Genomic DNA, 23,042 nt, shown 5'->3' with positions numbered 1-23,042 from the left:
CGGCGGCGCGGACCCACGTCGAAATGCAGCGCCGTTGGGGTGGGCACGCTTCGCGGGCCTTCCTCGGCGCCCGCCGCGGCCGTGGTCGCCGGTTTCGACCCTGAGAAAGCGGTCCGTGTCGTGGTGTCCGGTTGGTGAATGGCGGGCTGGCGGACGCCACGGCACCGTGGTTGAGTCGACGCGGAACGTCCGATGTGGATCAGACGGGGAGCGCACATGCCGGACCGCGGACACGACCGCCTTTTCGACCCGCTCACCACAAAAGGCACGGCCTTCACCCACGACGAGCGGCGGGAGCTCGGCCTGCTGGGGCTGTTGCCCAACGCCGAGAAGACGATCGGCGAGCAGGTGGCGCACACCTACGCCGAGTTCGCGCGTCAGCCGGCGGACCTGGCCAAGCACGTGTTCCTGCGCGGCCTCCAGGATCGCAATGAAACGTTGTTCTACCGGCTGCTGGCCGAGCACCTCGAGGAGACGCTCCCGATCGTCTACACGCCCACCGTCGGCGAGGCGTGCCAGCGGTTCAGCGAGATCTACCGGCGCCCGCGCGGGCTGTATGTGGCCTATCCCGACCGCGAGCATCTCAGGGAGGTGCTGAGGAACCGGCCGCGGCGGGAGGTTGACGTCATCGTGGTCACCGACGGCCAGCGCATCCTCGGACTGGGTGACCAGGGCATCGGCGGCATGGGCATCCCCATCGGGAAGTTGTCGCTGTACACGCTGATCGGCGGCATCGACCCGGCGCGCACGTTGCCGATCTTGCTCGACGTGGGCACCGACAACGTCGAGCGCCTCGAAGACCCGCAGTACCTCGGCTGGCGCCACCGGCGCATCGGCGACGACGAGTACTACGCGTTCGTGGACGACTTTGTCACGGCGGTGCGCGAAGAGCTGCCCGAGGTGCTGCTGCAGTGGGAGGACTTCGCCACGGCGCACGCCGAGCCGATCCTCGACCGCTACCGCGACCGCCTGCTCACCTTCAACGACGACATCCAGGGCACGGCCGCCGTCGCGGTCGGCGCGCTGCACGGCGCGGCGAAGGTGGCCGGGCGGCCGCTTTCCCAGCAGCAGGTGGTGATGCTCGGCGCGGGCTCGGCCGGCATCGGCGTGCTGGAGATGATCCGCCAGGAGATGGTCGCCCAGGGCCTGTCCGACGCCGAGGCGGCCGGGCGCATCTGGGTCGTCGACATCGCGGGCCTGCTCACCGACGACCGCACCGACCTGTCGGAAAGCCAGCGCCGCTTCGCCCAGCCGGCCGCCAAAACCCAGGGCTGGACCGGCACCGGGCTGGCCGACGTCGTGCACAACGTCGACGTCGGCGTGCTGCTCGGCCTCTCGACGGCGGCGGGCGCGTTCACCGAGGAAATCGTGCGTGAGCTGGCCGCCAAGACCGACCGGCCGATCATCTTCCCGCTCTCCAACCCCACCAGCCGCGCCGAGGCGCATCCACGTGAGCTGGACTTCTGGACCGGCGGCCGCGCCCTCGTCGCTACCGGCTCGCCGTTCGGGCCGGTGGAGCGCGACGGCAAGCAGCACCGCGTCGCACAGTGCAACAACGTCTACATCTTCCCGGCCATCGGCCTGGCCGTCACGGCGTCCGGCGCCACCCGCGTGACCGACGCGATGATGCGCGTCGCCGCCAAGACGCTCGGCGAAGCGTCCCCCGCCCTCACCGACCCGGACGAACCACTGCTGCCGTCCTGGGACGACGTGCCGGAAGTGGCCACGCGGATCGCCATCGCCGTCGCCGAGCAGGCGATCAAGGACGGCGTCGCCCCGGAAAACGACCACCTCGCCGAAACGGTCCGCCAAGCCCGCTGGACGCCCGACTACCGCTAGCGCTTCTTCCCGTCGTGGTCCAGTTCTGCCAGCAGACGCCGGGCCACGTCCACCACCGCCGCGCCTGCCACCGCCATGGGCTCCGGCGAACGCATCGAGCGCGCCAGTACGAACGCGCCCTCCAGGCTGGTGATGAGTGCGATCGTCAGCACCCGCGCTTGCTCGGCCGGCAGGCCGAAGGCGGCGAACTTCTCCGTGCCCGCGTCGATCCACGCCGTGAAGACGTCGGCCGTCGCCTGGCGCAGGGGTTCGCTCGTCGTCGCGACTTCCAGGGCCACCGTGGCGATCGGGCAGCCCTCGACGTAGTCGGTGTCCAGCAGCGTCGTCACGCCGGCGGCGAAGAACGCCTCGATGCCGCTCACGACATCGGGCGCCGGGGCGATGAAGAGGTCGTACAGCTGCGCGTACTCCATGCCCGACGTGCGGATGACCTCTTCGGCGAGCTGTTCCTTGCCACCGGGGAAGAAGTGGTAGAGCGAGCCGAAGGGCGCGCCGGCCTTCTCGACGATCTGCTTCACGCCCGTGCCGGTGTAGCCGCCGCGGCGGAAGAGCTCCGCGCCCGCGGCCAGGATGCGGTCCTTCGTGCCTGTCACGGCACCGAGGATAGCTCCGGGGCGGTAGAGCGTTCTATCAACCGCTCGCCGAACACCAGGTTCAGCACCACGGCCGTGAGACAGCCCGCGCTGATGCCGGAGTTCAGCACCACCTGCAGCGCCGCCGGGAAGCCCGAGTAGAAACCCGGCACCGCGATGGGAATCAGGCCCACGCCCAGCGACGCGGCGACGATCGCGACGTTGCCGGGATGCTCGAACGACGCCTTCGCCAGCGTCCGCACACCGCTCACCGCGACGCTGCCGAACAGCACCAGCCCGGCCCCGCCGAGCACCGGTTGCGGCACGAGCGCGACGATCCCGCCGGTCACCGGGAGCGCGCCGAGCACCACCAGCACCACGCCACTGGCCGCGACCACGTACCGGCTGACCATCCGCGTCAGCGACACGAGCCCGATGTTCTGCGCGAACGCCGTGCACGCGAACCCGCCGAACACCGTGCTCACGGCGGTGGCCAGCCCGTCGGCGCGCAGTCCGTCGGCCAGCGTCCGGCTCGTGGTCGGCCGCCCGACGATCTCGCCGAGCGCCAGCAGGTCGGCCGTGCTCTCGGCCATCACCACGAGCATCACGATGAGCATCGACACGATCGCCGCGATGTCGAACACCGGCGCGCCGAAGTGAAACGGCGTGGCGATGCCGAACACCGGCGCCTGCTTCAAAGTCGACGTGTCGACTTCACCCAGTGGCCACGCCACCAGCGTCCCGGCGACCAGGCCCAGCAACAGTGCGATCCGGCTCCAGAAACCCTTGAGGAACCGCGTGAACACCAGCACCGCGACCAGGGTGACGCCCGCCAGCAGCAGCCCGCTCGGCCGCGCGGCCGGCTGCTGCGCGGAAATCCACTGCACGGCCACCGGCAGCAGCGAGACGCCGATGAGCGTGATCACGGTCCCCGTCACCACGGGCGGGAAGAATCGCGTGAGCTTCGAGAAGAACGGCGCGGCCAGCACCACGAACACACCGCCGACGAGCGTCGCGCCGTAGACGACACCCAGCGCGTTGCCGGCGTGCTGCTGAGCGATCGACAGGATCGGCGCGACGGACGCGAACGTGACGCCGTTGACCAGCGGCAGCCGCGCGCCGAAGCGCCACACGCCGAGCGTCTGCAGCAGGGTGGCGAGGCCGGCGGTGAAGAGGGACGCGCTGATGAGCAGGCTCAGCTGGCCGGGCGAGAGCCCGACGGCCGCGCCGATCACCAGCGGTGGAGCCACCACGCCGGCGTACATCGCCGCGACGTGCTGGATTCCGCCGAGCACGAGCTGTGGCCACTTCGGGCGCACATCGACGGGATGACGGGAAGGTCGTTCTGACATGTGCTCTCCCGGTGGGATTCGGGGCTAGAGCACGGCGTCGGTCCAGGCCGGGCCGGGCTCCTCGGCTTCGTCGCGGACCGCGGTGCCTTCGATGAGGCCATACGGGCGGTCGGCGGCGTAGAACACCTCGTTGTGGTTCTCGAGGCCGAAGGGGCTCAGATCGACGAGGAAGTGGTGCTTGTTCGGCAGGGAAAGCCGGACCTCGGCGACCTCGGGCCGTGCGAGCAGCACGGCCTCGCCCATCGTGTACAGGGTCTGCTGCAACGACAGGCTGTGTTTCGTGGCGAACGCCTGCAGCAGCGTCCGCCGGATCTCCTGGTGGTTCTTGGCCCAGTCGACATCGAATGGGTCGCCGTCGTAGCGCCAGCGCGCGGTGACGGCGGTGGCGAGGATGCGGTCGTCGGTCTCGGCGAGCGTCGTGTACGCGTCGCGCGGGAAGCTGTGGAACTCCGAGCCGCCCGACTTGAGCACGGTCAGACCGTCCACACCGGACACCACCCACGCGCGGTCGGCGTGCACGGTCACGGTGGTCGTGCGGCTTTCGCCCCCAGAACGGCTGAACGCGTGGTCGTGCGGTTGGCCGTCGACGGGGATGCGTTCCCAGGCGTGCTCGGCGACGGTGATGCGCGCGCCGGTGATCGCTTCCTGCGTGGCGACGAAATGGCGGCCCAGGCGCAGCGCGAAGTCCTCGATCTCGCCGACGTCCTGCTGCTTCGCGAACGCGTAGACGGTGTTCTTCTGCGCGTCGGTGGTCAGTACAGCGCTGTTGTCGCCGGTCAGGTGCGTGGCCGCGAGGTCGCCGCGCAGGGCCGTGGACACGGTGAGGTCGCGCAGGTGGTGCACCGGACCGTCGCGGCGGACGGTGACCAGGCGGACCTCCGCCTTGCCGTACTGGTTGGGGCCCAAGGAGATTCCCACGGTCAGCTCCCGCGATAGGTCGAGTAGGCGAACGGGCTCAGCAGCACCGGCACGTGGTGGTGCGAGGTGCCGTCGGTGATGCGGAACGCGATGGTGACGTCGGGGAAGAACGCTTCGGGCCCGAGGTAGGCGCCGGTGTCGAAGATCAGCCGGTAGACGCCGGGTTCGAGGGTGTCGGGGCCGAGGTCGCGCACGCGTCCGTCGTCGTCGGTGACGCCCTCGGCGAGCGGTGTGCCGTCGCCGCGTTCGAACCGCACGGCGATGCCGGCGGCCGGTTTGCCGGCGGCCGTGTCCAGCACGTGCGTGGTCACCAAGCTCATGCGTTTATCGCTTTCCGCAGGCGCAGCGCGGCGATCTTCGCCAGCTCCGCGCCCGCCACGTCGAGTTCGGTCTCGGGGTCGTTGCCCAGCCGCGACCGCAGGTTCGCGAGCAGTTCCGCGCCACCGCGGCCGCCGGCGCACACGAGGAACACGTGGCCGAAACGGGCTTCGTACTCGGCGTTGGCGGCGGCGAACTCGTCGGCGTTGTCCACACCGGACTGCTCCGAGCGCGACCACTCGGCGTCGGCGCCCTTGCTCGTCGGCTTCTCCCCGATCCGCGGGTGGGCGGCGATGGCGGCGCTCACCTCGTCGCGGTGCAGGGGAGTGGCTTTTTCAGCGGTGGTCAGGAGCGCGGCGAAGTCCGCGTACGGCCGGCCGGCGAGCACCGCGTCGACCCAGCGCGGCACGGCCAGGCAGGCCGTGAGGGCGGGCCGCACGTCGGCGGCGTCGGCGGTGTTGAACTCGGCGAGTGCGAGTGGCACGGGATCTCCTCGCTGCGGGGGAGCTGGTGCCTGCCGACGGTACGGTGCCCTCGCGCCGCCGTCAACATTTTGTTGAACCCGCTGGTCAGTCCACTTCCCGGTTGAGGTAGTTGTAGACCGTGAAGCGCGTGACGCCCAGCGCCTCGGCCACCGCGGAGACCGATTTCCGCAGGCTGAAGGCGCCGCGTTCGCGCAGCAGCCGGACCGCCCGCTGCTTGTCCGGGCGGTCGAGGTCGCCGAGCTTTGCGCCCAGTTCGCGCTCGACGTCGGCGATGAGCCGGGCCAGCGCGGTGTTGAGCTCGACGGGCGGGGTCGGCGCCGGTTCGTCGGTGCGCCGGAGCTGGACCGTGACGCGGGTGGCGCCGCCTTCGAGCGCGGCCCGTGCGATGGCCGGCAACGCGTTCATCAGCTGGTCGGCCGAGCCGCGTGCGAGTGTGCCGAGTGGACCGAAGTCGGTGTCGAGCCCGGCGTCGCGGGCCGCGTCGCGAGCGCGCACGGCGTGCTCCGGCGGGGCGCCCTCGCCCTGGAAGGGTTCGCTGGTGAACTCGGCTTCTAGCTCCACCCGGTGACCGTAACGTGGAAGGCGAGGCGTTGACGAGGCGAGAGCGTCGTGGTTAATCTCGGTTGGCGAAAGATACTTTCCGTACTGTGAAACAACCTGCCGGTATCGCCGACGGGAGAAGGAGTGTGCCCGCAGATGGATCTCGTGGTGCGCGCCGCACGTGCGGTGACGGCGGCCGGTGAAGGTCCCGCGACGCTGGGGGTCGACGGCGGCCGGATTGTCGCGCTGGAGCAGGGAATCGTGGACCTGCCCGCCGACCGGATGGTCGAGCTCGCGGCCGACGAGGTGCTGCTGCCGGGGCTCGTGGACACCCACGTGCACGTGAACGACCCCGGCCGCGCCGAGTGGGAGGGCTTCGAGACCGCGACGCGCGCGGCCGCCGCCGGTGGGGTCACGACGATCGTCGACATGCCGCTCAACAGCCTGCCGCCGACGGTCGACGTCGCCGCGCTGGAGGTGAAGCGCAAGGCGGCTTCGGGACGCGCGCACGTGGACGTCGGGTTCTGGGGCGGCGCGATTCCCGGCAACACCGGCGATCTGCGTCCGCTGTACGACGCTGGTGTGTTCGGGTTCAAGTGCTTCCTGCTGCACTCCGGCGTCGACGAGTTCCCGCCGCTCGACGCCGCGGGCCTGGAGGCCGCGCTGCGCGAACTCGCGAGTTTCGACGCGCTGATGATCGTGCACGCGGAGGACTCCGACGCCATCGACGCCGCACCGGATCCGCACGGTGAGAAGTACACCGATTTCCTCGGCTCTCGCCCGCGTGGCGCCGAGAACCTGGCCATCACCCACGTGATCGAGGCGGCCCGGCGCACCGGCGCCCGCGCGCACGTGCTGCACCTGTCCTCTTCGGACGCTCTGCCGCTGATCGCGAGCGCGCGCCGCGAGGGCGTGGCGCTGTCGGTGGAGACGTGCCCGCACTACCTGAGTTTCGTTGCGGAGGAGATCCGCGACGGCGCCACGCAGTTCAAGTGCTGCCCGCCGATCCGCGAGGCGGCCAACCGGGAACTGCTGTGGCAAGGCCTCGCCGACGGTGTGATCGACACGATCGTGAGCGACCACTCGCCGTGCACACCGGAATTGAAACGGTTCGACACCGGCGATTTCGGCCTCGCGTGGGGCGGGATCTCCAGCCTGCAGCTGGGGTTGCCCGCGGTGTGGACGCAGGCGCGCCAACGCGGCTTCGGCCTCGCCGACGTGGTGCGGTGGATGGCCGAACGCCCGGCGGCGCAGGTCGGGATGACGCGCAAGGGCCACCTCGCCGTGGGCTACGACGCCGACTTCTCGGTGTTCGCGCCGGACGAGGCGTTTGTCGTCGACGTGGCCGCGCTGAAGCACCGCAACCCGGTGAGCGCGTACGACCAACGGCCGCTGGCCGGCGTGGTGCGCGGTACGTGGCTGCGGGGTTCGCCGGTGACCGGCGACGAGCCGCGGGGAGAGCTGCTGACCAGGGGGAACTGTTAGAGATGGAGGACCACGTGTCGCACGACCGTCCCGAGTGGACAGCCCAGCCGGACCTCGCTTCCCGCACGTTCGGGGGCACGGTGATGTGGGCGAGCGACGAGCTGTTCGCCGAGAAGGAGAACCTCGTCAACCCGTGGCGCCCCGCGCACCGGGCCGAGACGTTCGGGCCGAAGGGCCAGGTCTACGACGGCTGGGAGACGCGCCGGCACCGCGAACCGGGTGACGACCAGGCCGTGCTGCGCCTCGGCGCCGCCGGGGTGGTGTCGGGCGTGGTGGTGGACACGGCGTTCTTCAAGGGCAACTACCCGCCGTTCGTTTCGGTGGAAGCGGTGTCGGTACCCGGCTACCCGAGCGCGGCGGAACTGTCCGAAATGGACTGGGAGGTGCTGGTCGACCACGAGCCCGTGGCCGGAGACTCGGAGAACTTCTTCAAGGTATCGTCGGCCCGGCGGTTCACCCACGTCCGCCTCACGCAGCACCCGGACGGCGGCGTGGCCCGCCTGCGCGTGCACGGCTCGCCGGTGCCCGACCCCGCGCTGCTGGACCCGCGCTCGCTCGACCTCGCCGCGCTGGCCAACGGCGGCGTCGTCACGGGCTGCAGCAACATGTTCTACTCGTCGCCCAACAACCTGTTCTCGCCCGGGCTCGCCGCGCACCAGGCCGAGGGCTGGGAAACCGCGCGCCGCCGCGACGACGGCAACGACTGGGTGACCGTGCGCCTCGCCGGCGCCGGCATCGTGCGCTTCGCCGAGGTCGACACGAGCAACCTCAAGGGCAACGCACCGGGCTGGGCCGCGCTGTCGGGCCGCCTCGACGACGGTGACTGGGTTCCGCTGCTTCCCCGCACCCGTCTGCAGCCGGACACCCGCCACCGCTTCGCCCTCGAAGACGGCCCGCAGATCACCGAGGCCCGCCTCGACATCTACCCGGACGGCGGCCTCGCCCGCCTGCGTCTCTACGGCGAGCTCACCAAACGCGGGCGTGAAGCCGTCACCACGCGCTTCACCGAAACGACGGCCTGAGGTGCGCTAGGAGTTCGCGCCGGGCCGGTTGAGGTAGATCGAGGCACAGGACAGCAACGTGCCGACGGCGAAGATCGCCGCGAGCCACCACGGTGCACCGGTCACGACGGCCCAGATGAACCCCGCCGCCATCAACACGGCGGCCAGGGCGTTACGCATCTGCAGCGGGGTCGGTTTGGCCATACCGCCACTTTCTCACGGGCCTGACCAGCTCCTCGCGGCAGGACCGGCCATGATCGGCCGGCTTCGCGGAATGTGGCGATCCGGCTGCACACCGCGACGGGTGCGCGGGCGGCGATGGGGTTGCCCCGAGCGCGGCTGTTCTATAAGTTGTAGAACAGACCGATGAGCCTCCCGAGCATGGCCAACGCCGTGCGCGCCCTCCTGGAGCACCGATGATCCTCGACGTCGACCTCACCAGCGAGGTGCCGATCTACCAGCAGATCCACGACCGCGTCGTCGAGGCGATCGCGGCCGGGGACCTCGCCGACGGAGACGCGTTGCCCTCGACGCGCCAGCTCGCCGTGGACCTCGGCATCAACTTCCACACCGTGAACAAGGCCTACGACCAGCTGCGGCGTGAGGGGCTGCTGCTGATCACCCGGAAAAGCGGCGCGGTGGTGCAGCGGGCCTCGACCGCGGGTTTCGCGGCCGACTGGCAGGCGCGGCTGAAGACGTTGCTGGCCGAGGCGGTCGCCCACGGGCTGGGCGAGCGAGAGGTCCTCGGCCACTGCGAGGCGACGCTGCGGGCGTTCGAGGAGGTGCGCGCGTGATCGGGGTGATCGTCCTGCGAGACCTGCTCGCGCCGGTGCTGTTGCTGGCCAGTGCGTGGGTGATGCCGTCGGTGGCGAAGCCGACGGTGCCGTTCGGCGTCCGCGTGCCGCCCGAACGCGTCTGCGACCCGCTGATCGCCGAGCAGCGGCGGATCTACCGGTGGTGGGTGGGCGTGGCCGGGAGCGCGCTGGTGGTCGCCGGGCTCATCGTGGGCGTGGTCGTGCAGCAGGTCCTCGTGCCGGTGCTCGTCGTCGTGGCGCTGCTGGGGGTCGTCGCGCCGGCGTACGTGCGGGCGCGCGCAGTGATCCGCTCGGCCAAGCGGCGCGAGGACTGGTACCAGGGCCTGCGGCAGACGGTCACCGCCGACACCTCCCGCGTCACGCGCCCACCGTTCCCGTGGCTGTGGGCGGTGCCGGCGCTGCTCGTGCTCGCCGCGACAGTCGCGCTCGGCGTCGTGCGCTACCCGGACCTGCCCGCGACGCTGGCGCTGCACTACACCGCGTCCGGCACCCCGGACCGTACGGCCGCGAAGTCGGTGGGCAGCGCGTTCGGCCTGGTGTTCGTGCAGGCCGGGCTGACGGTGCTGTTCTGCGTGCTGGCCTACGTCGCCCCGCGGTTCCGGCCCGACCTCGACCCGGCGCGTCCGAAGGCCAGCGCCGGTCAGTACCGGCGCTTCGCCGCGACCCTGCCGCGCCTGCTGCTGCTCTTCGGCGCCTGCGTCAACCTGACGATCGCCCTGGCCGCGGAGCAGATCTGGTCGGCCCCGGCGTCGATCTCGGTCGCGCCGATCATCCTGCCCACCTTGGTGGGCGTCGCGGGACTGCTGGTCTTCGCCGTCCGCTACGGCCAGGGCGGCAGCCGCCTGGAGACCGCCGACGAACCGCCCCGCGACGCCGTCGAACGCGACGACGACCGCTTCTGGAAAGGCGGCCTGCTCTACGTCAACCGCGCCGACCACGCGGTCTTCGTGCCGAAACGCTTCGGGATCGGCTGGACGCTCAACTTCGGCAACCCCGTGGCGATCAGCGGGTTCGTGGTCCTGATCGCCGCCGTGATCACCGTGCCGCTCGTGGTCCGTTAAGGAGCCGACTGGCGCCGCGAGCTGATCACGCCCGTGTTGAAGCCCGCCAGGTGCAGGCCGCCGGCGAAGCGCGCGTGCTCGATCTTCACGCAGCGGTTCATCACCACGTCGAGCCCGGCTTCACGGCCACGGTCGGCCACCTGCTCGTGCCACAGGCCCAGCTGCAGCCACAACGTGCGCGCGCCCGCGGCGATGACCTCCTCGGCCACCTGTGGCAGGTCGTCGTGCTTGCGGAACACGCTCACCAGGTCGATCTCACCCGGCACGTCGGCCAGCGTGGGGTACACGGGCTTGCCGAGCAGGGTGTCGAGGCGCGGGTTCACGAAGTTGATCTCGTACCGCGTCGACGACGTCAGGTACGTCGCCACGAAGTAGCTCGGCCGCGCCGGGTTGGCCGACGCGCCGATCACCGTCACCGACCGCGTGCGGCCGAGGATGCGCCGCCGCTCCACGGCCGAAACGTCGTAGTTCACTGCCGTGGTCACGCAGCCACCGCCTTGTCGAGAGCCTGATCGAGGTCCCACAGGATGTCCTCGACGTCTTCCAGCCCCACCGAAAGCCGGATCAGGTCCGGGCCGACGCCCGCGGCCGCCAGCTGGTCGTCCGACAGCTGCGCGTGCGTGGTCGACGCCGGGTGGATCACCAGAGTGCGGGCGTCGCCGACGTTCGCCAGGTGCGACAGCAGCTCCACCGACTCCACGAACTTCTCGCCCGAGCTCCGGCCGCCCTTGACCCCGAACGAGAACACCGCGCCCGGCCCGGCCGGCAGGTACTTGCGCGCCAGCTCGTGGTCGGCGTGGTCCGGCAGCCCGGCGTAGGAAACCCAGGCCACGCGCGGGTCGGCGTTCAGGTACTCCGCCACGGCCTTCGCGTTGGCCACGTGCGCGTCCATCCGCTGCGGCAGCGTCTCCACGCCCTGCAGCAGCAGGAACGCCGAGTGCGGCGAGAGCACCGCGCCGATGTCGCGCAGCTGCTCGGCGCGCAGGCGCGTGCAGAACGCGTACTCGCCGAAGTTCTCCCAGTACTTCAGGCCGCCGTACGAGTCGACGGTCTCGGTCATGCGCGGGAACTTGCCGTTGCCCCAGTCGAAGCGGCCCGACTCCACGACCACGCCGCCGAGCGTGGTGCCGTGGCCGCCGAGGAACTTCGTGGCCGAGTGCAGCACGATGTCCGCGCCGTGCTCGATCGGGCGGCACAGGTACGGCGTCGCGAGCGTCGCGTCGACGACCAGCGGGATGTCGTGCGAGTGCGCGAGGTCCGCGAGCCCGGCCAGGTCGGCGATGCCGCCCGACGGGTTGCCGATCACCTCGGTGTAGATCAGCCGCGTCTTGTCGGTGACGGCCTTCGCGTAGTCCTCGATGCCGCCGTTGACGAACGTCGTCTCGACCCCGAAGCGCTTGAGCGTGCCGGTGAGCTGCGTGACGGTGCCGCCGTAGAGGCCGCTCGCGGACACGATGTGCTCACCCGCCTCGGCCAGCGCGGAGAAGGTGAGGAACTCCGCGGCCTGGCCGCTGGCCGTCGCCACGCCGCCGATGGCGCCCTCGAGGCTCGCGAGACGCTCCTCGAACGCGGCCACGGTCGGGTTGCCGATGCGGCTGTAGATGTTCCCGTACTTCTGCAGCGCGAAGAGGTTGGCGGCGTCGGCCGCGTCCTCGAACACGAAGCTGGTGGTCTGGTAGATCGGCACGGCGCGTGCGCCGGTGGCGGGGTCGGGCGTGCCACCCGCGTGCAGGGCGCGGGTGCGGAAGCCCCAGGTGCGTTCACTCATCAACCGTCACGCTACTCAGCGCGGCCGCCACGGGCCATCCTTCCCGAACCGTGATCGTCACACCCACTTCAGAAGGTCCGCGGTGGGCGCCTCGGCAGGCTTTCTCGTGCTTTGGTCGGACGCCCGGTCGTCCTTCCTGGATGCCGGACGGCGACGGACCGCCTACCGGCAAGCCGGGCAACCGCTGTCCGCAGGCGGCCGACTCGCCCGGCGGGCAGCCGAGCGTCAACGAGGACTGCCTCTACCTCAACGTCACCACGCCTGCGAAGTCCGGCACCTCGCGTCCGGTGATGGTGTGGCTGCACGGCGGCGACGGCGCCGGTGCGGGCGCCGACTACGACCCCACACGGCTGGTCGACCAGGGCAACGTCGCGGTGTTCGGCGAGTCGTCGGGGGCGTTCGCGACCTGCGCGCTGCTGTCCGCGCCGCAGGCTAAGGGGCTGGTCGAGCGCGCGATCATGGAAAGCCGCTCGTGCTCGGCGTACTTCGCGAAGAACGCGCTGGCCCCGGGGGCTGGGCCGCCACACGCTCTTCACGCCGCTGTAGGACGCCCAGGCCGCCGGCACCGCCGCGGCCGCGTAGATCGCCGCCGCCTACCCCGCGCGGGATACCGGGCCCTTCGCCGCGTCGCTGTCCTGGGCCGCCGCCACCACGGACGATGGCTGGGACTGTCCGACCGCGGCCGACGCCCAGGCCCTCGCCTCGGCCGGGCGCCCGGTGTACACGTACTTCTTCGCCGACGAGAACGCGCCGTCGATCCCGGGCTACGCCGTGCCGCAGGGCTTCCCGCTCGGCGCGGCCCACGGCCTGGAGATGGGCTACCTGTTCTGGGAAGCCCAGGGGCAACGCGGCCCAGCAGCGGCTGTCCCGCACGATGATCGGGCACTGGACTAACTTCGCCCGCCCGGGCGAGCCCACCGGCGCGGGCCCACCTACCTGGCCGAAGTTCTCGGAAGGCGCCCGCGTCCAGCGGTTCGCCCCGGACCGGGTCGGGCCGATCGACCCGCAGGCGCAGTCGAAGTGCTCGCTGTGGCGCCAGCTCGGCGTCTGAGTTGCTAGCCGCCGAGGGCCGCGCGCAGTCGTGCGTCGCGCTCCTCGGGCGTCTGCCGTGGGCAGCTGACGCACTTCGGGTTGCCCACTTCGTAGATCAGGCAGCACGACGCCCGCTTCACGGCCTGCGTGCGGCCGACCGTGACGTACCGCGGCGCGGGCAGGCCGAGGCCGGTGGACGCCACGACGTCGGCCGCGAGGTGCGGCGCCGAAGCCCACAGCAGGCGGTTGGCGATCGAGTCCGTCGCGATGGCGCCCAGCGCTCGTGGCCGGGCGCCGGTGACTTCGGCGATGGTGGTGATGGCCGTGCTCAGCGCCGCGCCGAGTGCCGGGCCGAGCGGGCCGCTCAGCGCTCGCGCCGAGCGGGAGCCGAGGAACCGCCCGTCGGGCACGATGTCGAGCTCGACGGCGTCCAGCGACGGGTCCAGCACCTCACCGCCGGCGGCGAGCGATTCCATGGTCGGCGCGACGAGCACGGACGACAGCGAGTACCACCAGATCGTGCCGACCACCTCCGGCGGCGCGCAGCCGTAGAGCTTCGCGGCACCGCCGATGCGGGCGCGCACCCACGTCGCGTCGGCCAGCAGCGTGGCGGGCGTCACGGCTGCCGCCGCCACACGCTCACCCCCACCGCGAGCGTCACGCCCCGGCCTTCTGCGGCGAGCAGGCGCTCCCGACGCCCGTCTCGGTCGAGGTGGAAACCGGCGGGACCCATGGCGACCACGTCGTGCACCTGGCGCGCGGTGAACGGCGCCGTGTGCACCACGTCCACTCGCGACACCCGCGTGAACCGGTCGCCCAGCGCCGTTTCGAGCCGCTGCTCCTTGTGCTCGTCCACGGACAGCACGAGGTCGCCCAGCTCGGCGAGGTGCCCGGGCAGCGGCGCGGCCACCACGAGCACGCCGCCGGGCTCGAGCACCCGGTGGAACTCGGCGGGATTGCGCGGGGAGAACACGTCGAGCACCACGGAAGCCACACCGTCGGCAACGGGCCACGGCTCCCACAGGTTCCACACCACGGCGCCCAGCCGCTCGTGCGCGCGGGCGGCCCGGCGCAGCGCGACGGCGGAGACGTCCAACGCGAGTCCGGTCGCCTCGGGCGCGGCGTCGAGCACGCGCGCGAGGTAGTAACCGGGGCCGGCGCCGGCGTCGATCACGAGGCCCGTGGCGGCCGGCGCGGCGACGCGCGCGAGCTCGTCGGCGAGGGGCGCGTACGCGCCGGAATTCAGGAGCGCCGAACGCGCCTCGACCATCGGCACGGTGTCGGCGGTTCCGGCGGGGATGCGTGCGTGCAACAGGTTGACGTAACCCTGGCGGGCCAAGTCGAACGAGTGACCGTCTTCGCAACGCACCGTGCGGCCCGTTAGCCCGACCGGGGCAAGGCACACCGAACACCGGAGGGCGTCCACGACCCGTCGTGGCAGTGGGTCATTTCCGGGTCCGGCCGAGGTCATGCGGCTATTCGACCATGACGTTTCGCAATCGGACACCCCACCCCGCGTGGCGGGAAACCTTCCCGTAACAAGCGCCACGGATGAGTTCACGCCCGCGAAACCTTCGGCGCCGCCCCGCGAAACACCCGGAACCAAGACTTCCGGGTCATCTACCCAGGGCACGGGAGGACGATTGTGCTGAACGCAGGAGACACCGCGTGGGTGCTGGCCGGCGCCGCGCTGGTCATGCTCATGACACCGGGACTGGCGTTCTTCTACGGCGGCATGGTCCGCGCGAAGAGCGTTTTGAACATGCTGATGATGAACTTCATCGCGCTGGCCGTGGTGGGGGTGCTGTGGGTCCTCTTCGGCTTCTCCATGTCCTTCGGCAACGACGCTTTCGGCGGCCTGGTCGGCAACTTCGACCTCGCCGGGCTGTCGGACACCTTCGGCAAGCTGGTCGGCTTCGCCGCGGCGGCCACGGACTCCGCTCCGGCCGTCCCCTGGCCGGGCCCGGACGCCTTGCCGTTGCTGGCGTTCTGCATGTTCCAGCTGATGTTCGCGATCATCACGCCGGCGTTGATCTCCGGTGCGATCGCGGATCGCGCGAAATTCTGGGGCTGGACGCTGTTCGTGGTCATCTGGGTGTCCATCGTGTACTTCCCGGTGGCGCACTGGGTGTTCTCGTTCAACGGTTTCCTCGGTGAGAACTCGGTCGGCGGCTGGATCGCCAACAACCTGAAGGCGCTCGACTTCGCCGGTGGTACCGCGGTCCACATCAACGCCGGTGCGGCGGGCCTGGCGCTGGCGATCGTGCTGGGCAAGCGCAAGGGCTTCCCGAAGGACACCGGACGGCCGCACAACGTGCCGTTCGTGCTGCTCGGCGCCTCGCTGCTGTGGTTCGGCTGGTACGGCTTCAACGCCGGTTCCTCGCTGGCCGCCAACGACCTCGCGGCCGTCGCGTTCACCAACACGACCGTGGCCACCGCGGCCGCCGTGCTCGGCTGGCTGCTGGTGGAGCAGCTGAAGTTCGGCAAGCCGACGACACTGGGTGCCGCTTCCGGCGCCGTCGCGGGTCTGGTCGCGATCACCCCGGCGTGTGGGTTCGTGAGCCCGCTCGGCTCGATCGCGATCGGCGTGATCGCCGGTGTGCTGTGCGCGCTGGCCGTGTCGCTGAAGTACCGCTTCGGGTTCGACGACTCGCTCGACGTCGTGGGTGTCCACCTCGTCGGCGGCCTCGTGGGCACGCTGCTCATCGGCTTCTTCGGCACCACGAGCGTCAACTCCCTCGGCGCCGACGGGCTCTTCTACGGCGGCGGCTTCACCCAGCTGGGCCGTCAGGCGGCTGCGGCCGGCGCGGTGCTCGCGTACTCGTTCATCCTGTCCTTCATCATCGGGTTCATCATCAAGAAGGCGGGCGGCTTCCGCGTCAGCACCGAGGATGAGGTCAGCGGCATCGACGAGGCGCAGCACGCGGAGAGCGCCTACGACTTCACCGGCATGGGCGGCGGGCTCGGCCAGCCGACCACGATCCCGGTCAAGTCCGCCATCGCCCCTGCGAAGTTCGAGGAGACCAAGGCATGAAGCTCATCACCGCGATCGTGAAGCCGTTCACGCTCGACGACATCCGCTCCTCGCTGGAGCAGCTGGGCGTGCTCGGCATGACCGTGAGCGAGGTCCAGGGCTACGGCAGGCAGAAGGGCCACACCGAGGTCTACCGCGGCGCCGAGTACTCCGTGGACTTCGTGGCGAAGCTGAAGATCGAGGTCGTGACGGACGACGCGAACGTCGAGAAGGTCCTCGACGCCATCACCACCGCCGCGCACACGGGCAAGATCGGCGACGGCAAGCTGTGGGTGACGCCGGTCGAGACCGTGATCAGGGTGCGCACCGGCGAGCGCGGAGCGGACGCGCTCTAGGTGAGCACTCACGGGGGTGAACTGGTCCGGGCTCGAGAACAGCTGCTCACGGGACGCCACGGTCCGGCCGCGCTGCGGGCGGCCCTGGTGGACCTGTACGAATTCTGGCTCGCGAAGGGCGCTTCGGCGGCCGGCGTCGACACCGCTGATCCCGGTGTCGCGCTGGTCGCCGTCGGCGGCCTGGGGCGGCGTGAGCTGGTGCCGTTCTCGGATCTGGACCTGGTGCTGGTGCACAACGGGAACCCACGCGTCGGCGAACTCGCCGACGCGTTGTGGTATCCGCTGTGGGACGCGAAACTCGGGCTCGACCACTCGGTGCGTACGCCGGGCGAAGCACTGAAGGTCGCTTCGGAGGACCTGCGCACGCAGCTCGGCTTGCTGGACGCACGCCATCTCGCGGGCGACGCCGAGCTGACCGAGCGGCTCGCGTCCGCCTCACGCGACCAGTGGCGGCGCACGGCCCGTAAGCGGCTCGACGAGCTGGCCGACTCGGTGCGCACGCGCTGGCGGCGCAGCGGCGAGATCGCGCAGTCGGCGGAACCGGACCTCAAGCACGGCCGCGGGGGACTGCGGGACTTCGCGGTGCTGGAGGCGCTGGCGCTGGCGCAGCTCACGGCGCGTCCGGGCGAGGAGCTGCTGGCGGCCAAGACGTTGCTGCTCGACGCGCGCACGGAGCTGCGGCGGGAGCTTCGCCGTGAGCGGGACATTCTGAGCGCCCCTGAAGCCGAGGTCGTGGCTTCGGAGCTCGGGCTCGCCGACCGGTTCGCCTTGGCGCGCAAGCTTTCCGGGGCGGGACGGACGATCGCCTACGCGGTGGACGTCGCCCTTCGGTCCACAGCGGAACCTTCCCGGCCGCGGTTCGGCCGGCGGCCTACACGCACCCCGCTGGCCGAGGGCGTGGTGCTGCACGGCGACGAGGTGTCACTGGCGCGCGACGCCGTACCCGCGAAGGACCCGGCTCTGTTGTTGCGCGTTGCCGCTGCTTCGGCGCGCACGGGCAAACCCATCGCGCACGGCACTTTGCGCACTCTGGCCGACTCCGCACCCGAGCTGCGCGCTCCGTGGCCGGACGAGGCCCGCAACGCGTTGGTGGAGCTCCTCGGCGCGGGGGAGGGCCTGGTCGACGCCGTGGAGGCCCTCGATCGGACCGGCTTGTGGGCCCGGCTGTTCCCGGAGTGGGGCGCCGTGCGCGACCTGCCGCCGCGTTCGCCCGTGCACCAGTGGACGGTGGACCGGCACCTCGTGCAGGCGTGCGTCGAGGCCGCCCGCCTGACCACCACGGTGGCGCGCCCCGACCTGCTGCTGATCGGCGCGCTGCTGCACGACATCGGCAAAGGCCGCGACGCCGACCACTCCGAACTGGGCGCCGACATCGCCGCCCAGGTGGCCGCCCGCCTCGGTCTGCCTTCCGCCGACGTGCAAACGGTTAGCGCCATGGTCCGGCACCACTTGCTGCTCCCGCACACCGCCACCCGCCGCGACATCGCCGACCCCGCCACCGTGTCCCGCGTGGTCAAAACCCTGGACGGCGACGTCGTCCTGCTCGATCTGCTCCACGCCCTGACGCAGGCCGACTCCCTGGCCACCGGCCCGGGCGTCTGGACGGACTGGAAGGCGCGCCTGCTCGCCGACCTGGTCGCGGCCGGCGAGGAATCCCTGCACGGCAAGGGTTTCACCCCGCCCGACCCCCTGGACAGCTCCCAACGCGAGCTCATGGCCGAAGCCGTCCGGTCGGGAATCGGCGAGGTCCGCATCACCGCCCAGGGCAAGGTCGTCACGGTGACCCTCGCCGTCCCGTCGCGCGCCGAGCTCCTGGCGCCCGCCGCGGGCGTCCTGGCGCTCAACTCGCTGGAAGTCCACGCCGCCGTCCTGCGCGACCGCGTCGGCGTCTTCACCGCCTCACCCAAGTTCGGCTCGCTACCCGACTCGGCGCTGCTGCGCGAACAGTTCTCCCGCGCCGTGGCCGGCACCCTGCCCCTGACCCAACGCCTGGCCGCCAAGGAACGCGACTACGCCACCACCGCGTCGGCCGTCGTGGCGCCCAAGGTCCTCTGGTTCGACGACGAAACCAGCGGCCCCAACACCGTGGTGCTCGAACTGCGCGCCACCGACCGCATCGGCCTGCTCTTCCGCGTCGCCCGCGCCCTGAGCCGCTCGGGCGCCTCCGTGCACTGGGCCAAAGCCACCACCTTGGGCGGCGCCGTCGTCGACTCCTTCGCCGTCAGCCCCTCCACGGGCCGCGTCGACTCCCCCTGGCGCGCCAAAGTCGAGGACGCCGTACTGACCGCCGCTTCGTAACCACGGGGCGGGCTACGGTTTCCCCCGTGGCCCGCCCCCTCCTCTTCCTCGACGTCGACGGCCCCCTCATCCCCTTCGGCGCCTCGGACTACCCACTCTTCCCACCACCGCCCGGCCCGGCCGACCACCCTCTCCTGGCCCGCCTCGACCCCACCCACGGCACTCGCCTCGCCGCGCTGCCCTGCGACCTCGTCTGGGCCACAACCTGGTTGACCGACGCCAACGACGTCATCGCCCCACGCCTCGGCCTACCACCCCTGCCACTCGTCGACGACCCAACCGACTCAGAGGCCGACGGCCTGCACTGGAAAACCCGCCCACTGCTCACCTTCGCCGCCGGCCGCCCCTTCGCCTGGGCCGACGACGAAATCTCACCCGCCGACCGCGCCTGGGTGTCCGCACACCACCCCACCGCCGCCCCGCTACACCGCGTCGACCCCCACACCGGCCTGACCGACGCCGACTTCACCACCCTCGCCAACTGGCTCGAAACACTCGCCCCGACCCCCTGACCGTCCCCACTCGCAAACACCCCACCCCACCCACCGCGCCCCAATGCGGCGTTGGTTGCGCTCACCGCACCGAACGCCACATTGGGGCGCTCCGGCCACCACCCAACCGCCACCCGCCCACCCAACCCACGCCCCACTCAGGCCGCGCAAACCCCACCAACCGCCGCCCACCCACGCGACGAAACCTGCACCCAGCCCCGCCCCGGCACCCCGATCCGAAGCCTCTTTGCGGCCGGCGAGGCGTTGTCAAGGCACGCTTTCCCGCCTTGACAACGCCTCACCGGCCGTCAACACAATCCAGCTTCGGGGTGCACACCTGACGCAACACGCCCTGCGAGGACCCAGACCAACGGACCAACACCCAAGCCCCCCCAACCGTCCCCACCCGCAAACACCACCCCACCACCCATCACACGATCGGGGTGTCGCACTAGCAAACACGAATCCCAGTGGCAATATGGCGCGAGTCCAGAGCAGCCGTGCAGAGGGCGGGGTGTGACGTGCTGGGTTCCGAGCAAAACCTGCCAAGACTCTGTCTCCCACCCACCGTCGTCGCAGCACACCTGCGTTCCTGCGCCGAAGAACTAGCCGGCTCCTTACGCACCGACGGCGAAACCGCGACACTCCGCGAGCTCACTGAAGTAGTCACCCAACTCGTCGCAGGTCAGCACGCCCTAGCCCATGCTCTCGCCGCCCTCGCGGGCCGCGTCGACGTACGCAACGGAGCCTTGGCGGCCGCGCCATCCGTGGACGTCGAGGTGGTCACCGAGGTACTCCAGGCAGCAGCATGCGCAGTCGGCTGTTCAGCCGAAGCACTGGCCGAAGCCGAGCCGTCGTTCGAGTGCGTGAGCGAGTCCGCCGGCCCCGACACCCGCTTGTAGCACCGACGGCGCACCCCACGAGGGAACCGCCCTCGAACCGCATGCTTGCCGAAATCCCTCCACCGGAGGACCGTGGTCGCCACGACCTGCGCCACCGAAGGCCGCGAAGAACCACGGCTTGAGTAGTCCTACCTAACTCCGGTTGGGGGTCTTCACACTGCCCCGCCGGCCCGTGCCCCGGCAGACTTCTCCCCAACGCAAGGCGGAACGCGTTCGCCCGGTACTGGGGGTCTGGCGAGCGGGCGACGGGGCACCCGTCTGGCGTGCACGCGGCGGAAGGCTCCCGGGGAGGTGAGCCCTTCCGCCAAGGTTCCGGGGCCGGCCGTGGGGAGCGGCCGCGTCCCGGAACCCCTGGGGGAGCTCAGGAATCCGCCATCCGCACCATCAGCTCCGCGGCCATGCGCAACAGCTGCTGTTCCGTGGGGCTCAACGAGCGCTCCATCGCCGCCGCCAGCCACTGCTCGCGCGAGATCGAGTAGTCCCGCAGCACCACGCGTCCGGCGTGCGTGATGTCGAGCAGGGACCGCCGCCCGTCCGACGGGTCCGCCGTCCGCGTGATCAACCCCCGCGCCGTCAACGAAGCCAGCACGCGGGTCAGCGACTGCGGATGCATCCGCTCGGCCTCCGCCAGTTCGCTCGGCGTGTGCGTGCCCGCGCGGTAGAGCCGCGACAGCACGGCCAGCACCGTCGGGCCCGGCGACGGCGAGTCCGCCTCCGAGCGCATGCGCCAGTTGAGCCGCCCGACTCCCTCCCGGACGTGGCGGGCCAGCTCGGCCAGCTCGTCGGCACGGCGGGTGTCGGCTTCGGTCTGCATATCGCCACATTAGGCGGTTTCCCCGCGCACGAGCCGCGCGTACCGGCCGTCGAGCGCCAGCAGTTCCGGGTGCGTGCCGCGTTCCACGATCCGGCCGGCGTCGAGCACCACGATCTGGTCCGCGTTCTCCACAGTGGACAGCCGGTGCGCGATGGTCAGCGTCGTGCGGCCGGCGGCGAGCCGGTCGAGCTCCGCCTGCACCGAGCGTTCGGTGCGGTTGTCGAGCGCGCTCGTGGCCTCGTCCAGGATCAGGACGGGCGGGTTGCGCAGCAGGATCCGCGCGATCGCCATCCGCTGCTTCTCCCCGCCGGAGAACCGGTATCCGCGCTGGCCGACGACCGTGTCGTAGCCCTCGGGCAGCTTCGCGAGCGTGTCGTGGATGTGTGCGGCCTTCGCGGCCTCCTCGATCTCCGCGTCGGTGGCGTCCGGCTTGGCGAAACGCAGGTTCTCCCGCACCGACGCGTGGAACAGGTACGTCTCCTGCGACACGAAGCCGACCCCCGCGGCCAGCGACGCGAGCGTGACGTCCCGGACGTCCGTGCCGTCGATGGCCACCCGGCCTTCCGTCACCTCATAAAGCCGGGCGACGAGGTAGGCGAGCGTGGTCTTGCCCGAGCCCGTCGAGCCGACCAGCGCCGTGGTCGTGCCCGGCGCCACGTCGAGGTCGATGTCGCGCAGGGTCCACGGTTCTTCGTCGTCGTAGCGGAACGACACCGACCGCATCGACACTGCACCTTCGCGCACGGCCAGCTGCCGGGCGCCGGGCCGGTCGCCGATCTCCACGCGCAGGTCGAGCACCTCGAAGATCCGCCCGAACAGCGCCTTCGCCGCGGCCACGCTCTGGCTCAACGTCTGCATAGCCGTGGCCGGCCCGAGCAGCCGGTTGAGCATGCTCGTGAACGCCACCACCGTGCCCAGCGAAACCGGCGCCGAACCGCCCGCCAGCTCCAGCCCCGCGACCCAGTACACGAGCGCCGGGATGATCGTGAGGCTCATGACCCGCGATGCCCGCTGCCAGCGCCCCGCCAGCGCAGCACTGCGTTCCAGCGCCGCGACCTCGCGCGACTCCTCGGCGAAGCGTTCCCGCATCTGCCGCTCGTTGCCCATGGTCTTGGCCAGCAGCACACCCGTGACGGACAGGGACTCCTCGACGATCGTCGTCAGCCGCGCCATCCGCCGGGTCCGGCCGCGGGCGAGCTTGCGCTGCTTGCCGCCCAGCCGCAGCGTGAACAGCAGGAACAACGGCACGACCACGAGCGAGAGCAGGGCCAGCTGCCAGTCCATGATCAGGATCGCGACGGCGATCGCCAGCGCCGTGGTGCCGTTCTGCACGATCGACGCCGCGGTGGTCGTGACCACGTTGTCCACGCCGCCGATGTCGTTGAACACCCGCGACAGGATCTCGCCGGTCTTGGTGCGGGTGAAGAAGCCGAGCGACATGCGCTGCAGGTGGCCGTAGACCGACACGCGCAGGTCGTTCATCACGCGCTGCCCGATCGTGTTCGACAGGCCGGTGGTCGCCACGCCGAGCGCGCCCGAGCCCAGCGCCGCGGCGATCATCCCCAGCGCCAGCACGCTCACCAGCAGCGCGTCGCGGTGGGGGAGCGCGTCGTCGAGGATCGCCCGCAGCAGGAACGGCGACGTGACGCCGAGCCCGGCCTGCACCACCAGGAGCGCGAACAGCGCGGCCATCTGCGCCCGGTGCGGCCGGAACAGCGCGGCGATGCGGCTGAACGGCACTTTCTCGTCGGTGTCCGCCTCCGGTTCGGCCAGCGAAGGGCGCGGCGTCGTCGCTGAAGTCATACGCAGATGTTTACCGATTTGGGCTGTCGAGTCGAGCGTTTTTCTTGCTTTGACAGGGAGTGGCGATCAAGGTTATTACGCATGTGCGTACTAACCTTCTGTCGAAGGTTCGCGCACCCGCGAGGCAGCTCGGCCCGGACCGCTACCCTGGGAGGTTGCCGGGGTCGCCCAGCGAAACC

24 protein-coding genes and 1 pseudogene are annotated in these 23,042 nt (G+C 71.0%); 12 read left to right on the top strand and 13 right to left on the bottom strand.

The annotated features are described in order from the left end of the window. The first annotated feature begins 216 nt into the window (after positions 1–216). Positions 217–1,839 (top strand): NAD-dependent malic enzyme, encoded by a 1,623-nt coding sequence (locus ACFY1H_RS19940; RefSeq protein ID WP_386948193.1) that lies wholly within the window; start codon positions 217–219, stop codon positions 1,837–1,839. Here the strand turns inward: ACFY1H_RS19940 and ACFY1H_RS19935 are convergent. The 6 genes from ACFY1H_RS19935 to ACFY1H_RS19910 all read right to left on the bottom strand — a co-directional run bounded on the left by ACFY1H_RS19935 (position 1,836) and on the right by ACFY1H_RS19910 (position 6,045). Next, positions 1,836–2,432: a TetR/AcrR family transcriptional regulator gene (locus ACFY1H_RS19935; RefSeq protein ID WP_366580859.1), complete on the bottom strand. Its 597-nt coding sequence runs from the start codon at positions 2,430–2,432 to the stop codon at positions 1,836–1,838. The genes ACFY1H_RS19940 and ACFY1H_RS19935 overlap by 4 nt on opposite strands. Further along, on the bottom strand, positions 2,429–3,763 hold the full coding sequence (locus ACFY1H_RS19930; protein WP_386948188.1) for a nucleobase:cation symporter-2 family protein: 1,335 nt from the start codon (positions 3,761–3,763) through the stop codon (positions 2,429–2,431). The genes ACFY1H_RS19935 and ACFY1H_RS19930 overlap by 4 nt, the downstream gene beginning before the upstream one ends. Before the next feature lie 24 nt (positions 3,764–3,787). Beyond that, complete coding sequence (gene pucL, locus ACFY1H_RS19925; protein WP_366580863.1) at positions 3,788–4,681, bottom strand: factor-independent urate hydroxylase; 894 nt, start codon at positions 4,679–4,681, stop codon at positions 3,788–3,790. 2 nt (positions 4,682–4,683) lie between these two features. Further along, positions 4,684–5,001 (bottom strand): hydroxyisourate hydrolase, encoded by a 318-nt coding sequence (gene uraH / locus ACFY1H_RS19920; RefSeq protein ID WP_366580865.1) that lies wholly within the window; start codon positions 4,999–5,001, stop codon positions 4,684–4,686. Next, positions 4,998–5,483, bottom strand: coding sequence for a 2-oxo-4-hydroxy-4-carboxy-5-ureidoimidazoline decarboxylase (gene uraD / locus ACFY1H_RS19915; RefSeq protein ID WP_366580867.1), 486 nt, complete (start codon positions 5,481–5,483; stop codon positions 4,998–5,000). The genes uraH and uraD overlap by 4 nt, the downstream gene beginning before the upstream one ends. A gap of 85 nt (positions 5,484–5,568) precedes the next feature. Then, positions 5,569–6,045, bottom strand: a complete 477-nt coding sequence (locus tag ACFY1H_RS19910) for a helix-turn-helix domain-containing protein (RefSeq protein ID WP_386948184.1) — start codon at positions 6,043–6,045, stop codon at positions 5,569–5,571. Between the two features lie 135 nt (positions 6,046–6,180). Between ACFY1H_RS19910 and allB the strand changes: the two genes are divergently transcribed. Together allB and alc are read left to right on the top strand one after the other, a co-directional pair. After that, on the top strand, positions 6,181–7,509 hold the full coding sequence (gene allB / locus ACFY1H_RS19905) for an allantoinase AllB (protein ID WP_386948181.1): 1,329 nt from the start codon (positions 6,181–6,183) through the stop codon (positions 7,507–7,509). A 2-nt stretch (positions 7,510–7,511) separates the two neighbouring features. After that, a complete protein-coding gene (gene alc / locus ACFY1H_RS19900) occupies positions 7,512–8,531 on the top strand; it encodes an allantoicase (RefSeq protein ID WP_366580873.1) in 1,020 nt (339 codons plus the stop codon). A 6-nt stretch (positions 8,532–8,537) separates the two neighbouring features. Here alc and ACFY1H_RS19895 read toward each other — a convergent pair whose 3' ends face one another. Then, on the bottom strand, positions 8,538–8,714 hold the full coding sequence (locus tag ACFY1H_RS19895) for a hypothetical protein (RefSeq protein ID WP_386948178.1): 177 nt from the start codon (positions 8,712–8,714) through the stop codon (positions 8,538–8,540). A 212-nt stretch (positions 8,715–8,926) separates the two neighbouring features. Here ACFY1H_RS19895 and ACFY1H_RS19890 point away from each other — a divergent pair, with 212 nt between their 5' ends. Then, complete coding sequence (locus ACFY1H_RS19890) at positions 8,927–9,304, top strand: GntR family transcriptional regulator (RefSeq protein ID WP_366580876.1); 378 nt, start codon at positions 8,927–8,929, stop codon at positions 9,302–9,304. After that, positions 9,301–10,386, top strand: coding sequence for a DUF1648 domain-containing protein (locus ACFY1H_RS19885; protein WP_386948175.1), 1,086 nt, complete (start codon positions 9,301–9,303; stop codon positions 10,384–10,386). The genes ACFY1H_RS19890 and ACFY1H_RS19885 overlap by 4 nt, the downstream gene beginning before the upstream one ends. On the opposite strand, the gene ACFY1H_RS19880 is transcribed toward ACFY1H_RS19885, so the two are convergent. Together ACFY1H_RS19880 and ACFY1H_RS19875 are read right to left on the bottom strand one after the other, a co-directional pair. Further along, the gene (locus ACFY1H_RS19880; protein ID WP_366581116.1) at positions 10,383–10,859 is read right to left on the bottom strand and encodes a CoA-binding protein; all 477 of its coding nucleotides are present in this window, start codon (positions 10,857–10,859) and stop codon (positions 10,383–10,385) included. The genes ACFY1H_RS19885 and ACFY1H_RS19880 overlap by 4 nt on opposite strands. A gap of 8 nt (positions 10,860–10,867) precedes the next feature. Continuing rightward, positions 10,868–12,154, bottom strand: coding sequence for an O-acetylhomoserine aminocarboxypropyltransferase/cysteine synthase family protein (locus ACFY1H_RS19875; protein ID WP_386948173.1), 1,287 nt, complete (start codon positions 12,152–12,154; stop codon positions 10,868–10,870). 140 nt (positions 12,155–12,294) lie between these two features. Between ACFY1H_RS19875 and ACFY1H_RS19870 the strand changes: the two are divergent. The 3 genes and pseudogenes from ACFY1H_RS19870 to ACFY1H_RS19860 form a co-directional block, all read left to right on the top strand. Continuing rightward, positions 12,295–12,519: pseudogene (locus ACFY1H_RS19870) on the top strand (carboxylesterase family protein); the annotation flags it as partial. Positions 12,520–12,871: 352 nt separating this feature from the next. Next, positions 12,872–13,048 carry a hypothetical protein gene (locus ACFY1H_RS19865; protein WP_386949426.1) on the top strand — a complete coding sequence of 59 codons (177 nt, stop codon included), beginning with the start codon at positions 12,872–12,874 and terminating at the stop codon, positions 13,046–13,048. Continuing rightward, the gene (locus ACFY1H_RS19860; protein ID WP_386948170.1) at positions 13,029–13,205 is read left to right on the top strand and encodes a hypothetical protein; all 177 of its coding nucleotides are present in this window, start codon (positions 13,029–13,031) and stop codon (positions 13,203–13,205) included. The genes ACFY1H_RS19865 and ACFY1H_RS19860 overlap by 20 nt, the downstream gene beginning before the upstream one ends. 4 nt (positions 13,206–13,209) lie before the next feature. On the opposite strand, the gene ACFY1H_RS19855 is transcribed toward ACFY1H_RS19860, so the two are convergent. Next, positions 13,210–13,821, bottom strand: coding sequence for a (2Fe-2S)-binding protein (locus ACFY1H_RS19855; RefSeq protein WP_386948167.1), 612 nt, complete (start codon positions 13,819–13,821; stop codon positions 13,210–13,212). Further along, positions 13,803–14,657 carry a putative RNA methyltransferase gene (locus ACFY1H_RS19850; protein WP_386948164.1) on the bottom strand — a complete coding sequence of 285 codons (855 nt, stop codon included), beginning with the start codon at positions 14,655–14,657 and terminating at the stop codon, positions 13,803–13,805. The genes ACFY1H_RS19855 and ACFY1H_RS19850 overlap by 19 nt, the downstream gene beginning before the upstream one ends. A gap of 174 nt (positions 14,658–14,831) precedes the next feature. Between ACFY1H_RS19850 and ACFY1H_RS19845 the strand changes: the two genes are divergently transcribed. From ACFY1H_RS19845 to ACFY1H_RS19830, 4 genes are read left to right on the top strand one after another with little or no spacing between them, the layout of a single operon-like run. After that, positions 14,832–16,220 (top strand): ammonium transporter, encoded by a 1,389-nt coding sequence (locus tag ACFY1H_RS19845; RefSeq protein ID WP_366580889.1) that lies wholly within the window; start codon positions 14,832–14,834, stop codon positions 16,218–16,220. After that, positions 16,217–16,555 carry a P-II family nitrogen regulator gene (locus ACFY1H_RS19840; protein ID WP_285969503.1) on the top strand — a complete coding sequence of 113 codons (339 nt, stop codon included), beginning with the start codon at positions 16,217–16,219 and terminating at the stop codon, positions 16,553–16,555. The genes ACFY1H_RS19845 and ACFY1H_RS19840 overlap by 4 nt, the downstream gene beginning before the upstream one ends. After that, positions 16,556–18,853: a [protein-PII] uridylyltransferase gene (locus ACFY1H_RS19835; RefSeq protein WP_386948161.1), complete on the top strand. Its 2,298-nt coding sequence runs from the start codon at positions 16,556–16,558 to the stop codon at positions 18,851–18,853. A 26-nt stretch (positions 18,854–18,879) separates the two neighbouring features. Beyond that, complete coding sequence (locus tag ACFY1H_RS19830) at positions 18,880–19,365, top strand: hypothetical protein (RefSeq protein ID WP_386948158.1); 486 nt, start codon at positions 18,880–18,882, stop codon at positions 19,363–19,365. A gap of 1,242 nt (positions 19,366–20,607) precedes the next feature. Here the strand turns inward: ACFY1H_RS19830 and ACFY1H_RS19825 are convergent. Then, positions 20,608–21,060 (bottom strand): MarR family transcriptional regulator, encoded by a 453-nt coding sequence (locus ACFY1H_RS19825; protein WP_366580895.1) that lies wholly within the window; start codon positions 21,058–21,060, stop codon positions 20,608–20,610. 9 nt (positions 21,061–21,069) lie between these two features. After that, positions 21,070–22,863, bottom strand: a complete 1,794-nt coding sequence (locus ACFY1H_RS19820) for an ABC transporter ATP-binding protein (RefSeq protein ID WP_386948155.1) — start codon at positions 22,861–22,863, stop codon at positions 21,070–21,072. Between the last annotated feature and the right edge of the window lie 179 nt (positions 22,864–23,042).

The organism is Amycolatopsis sp. NPDC001319 (genome assembly GCF_042896185.1).
Classification (GTDB): domain Bacteria; phylum Actinomycetota; class Actinomycetes; order Mycobacteriales; family Pseudonocardiaceae; genus Amycolatopsis.
Note: the sequence above shows the minus strand (reverse complement) of the source record. Positions and strands in the feature narration are given on the sequence as shown.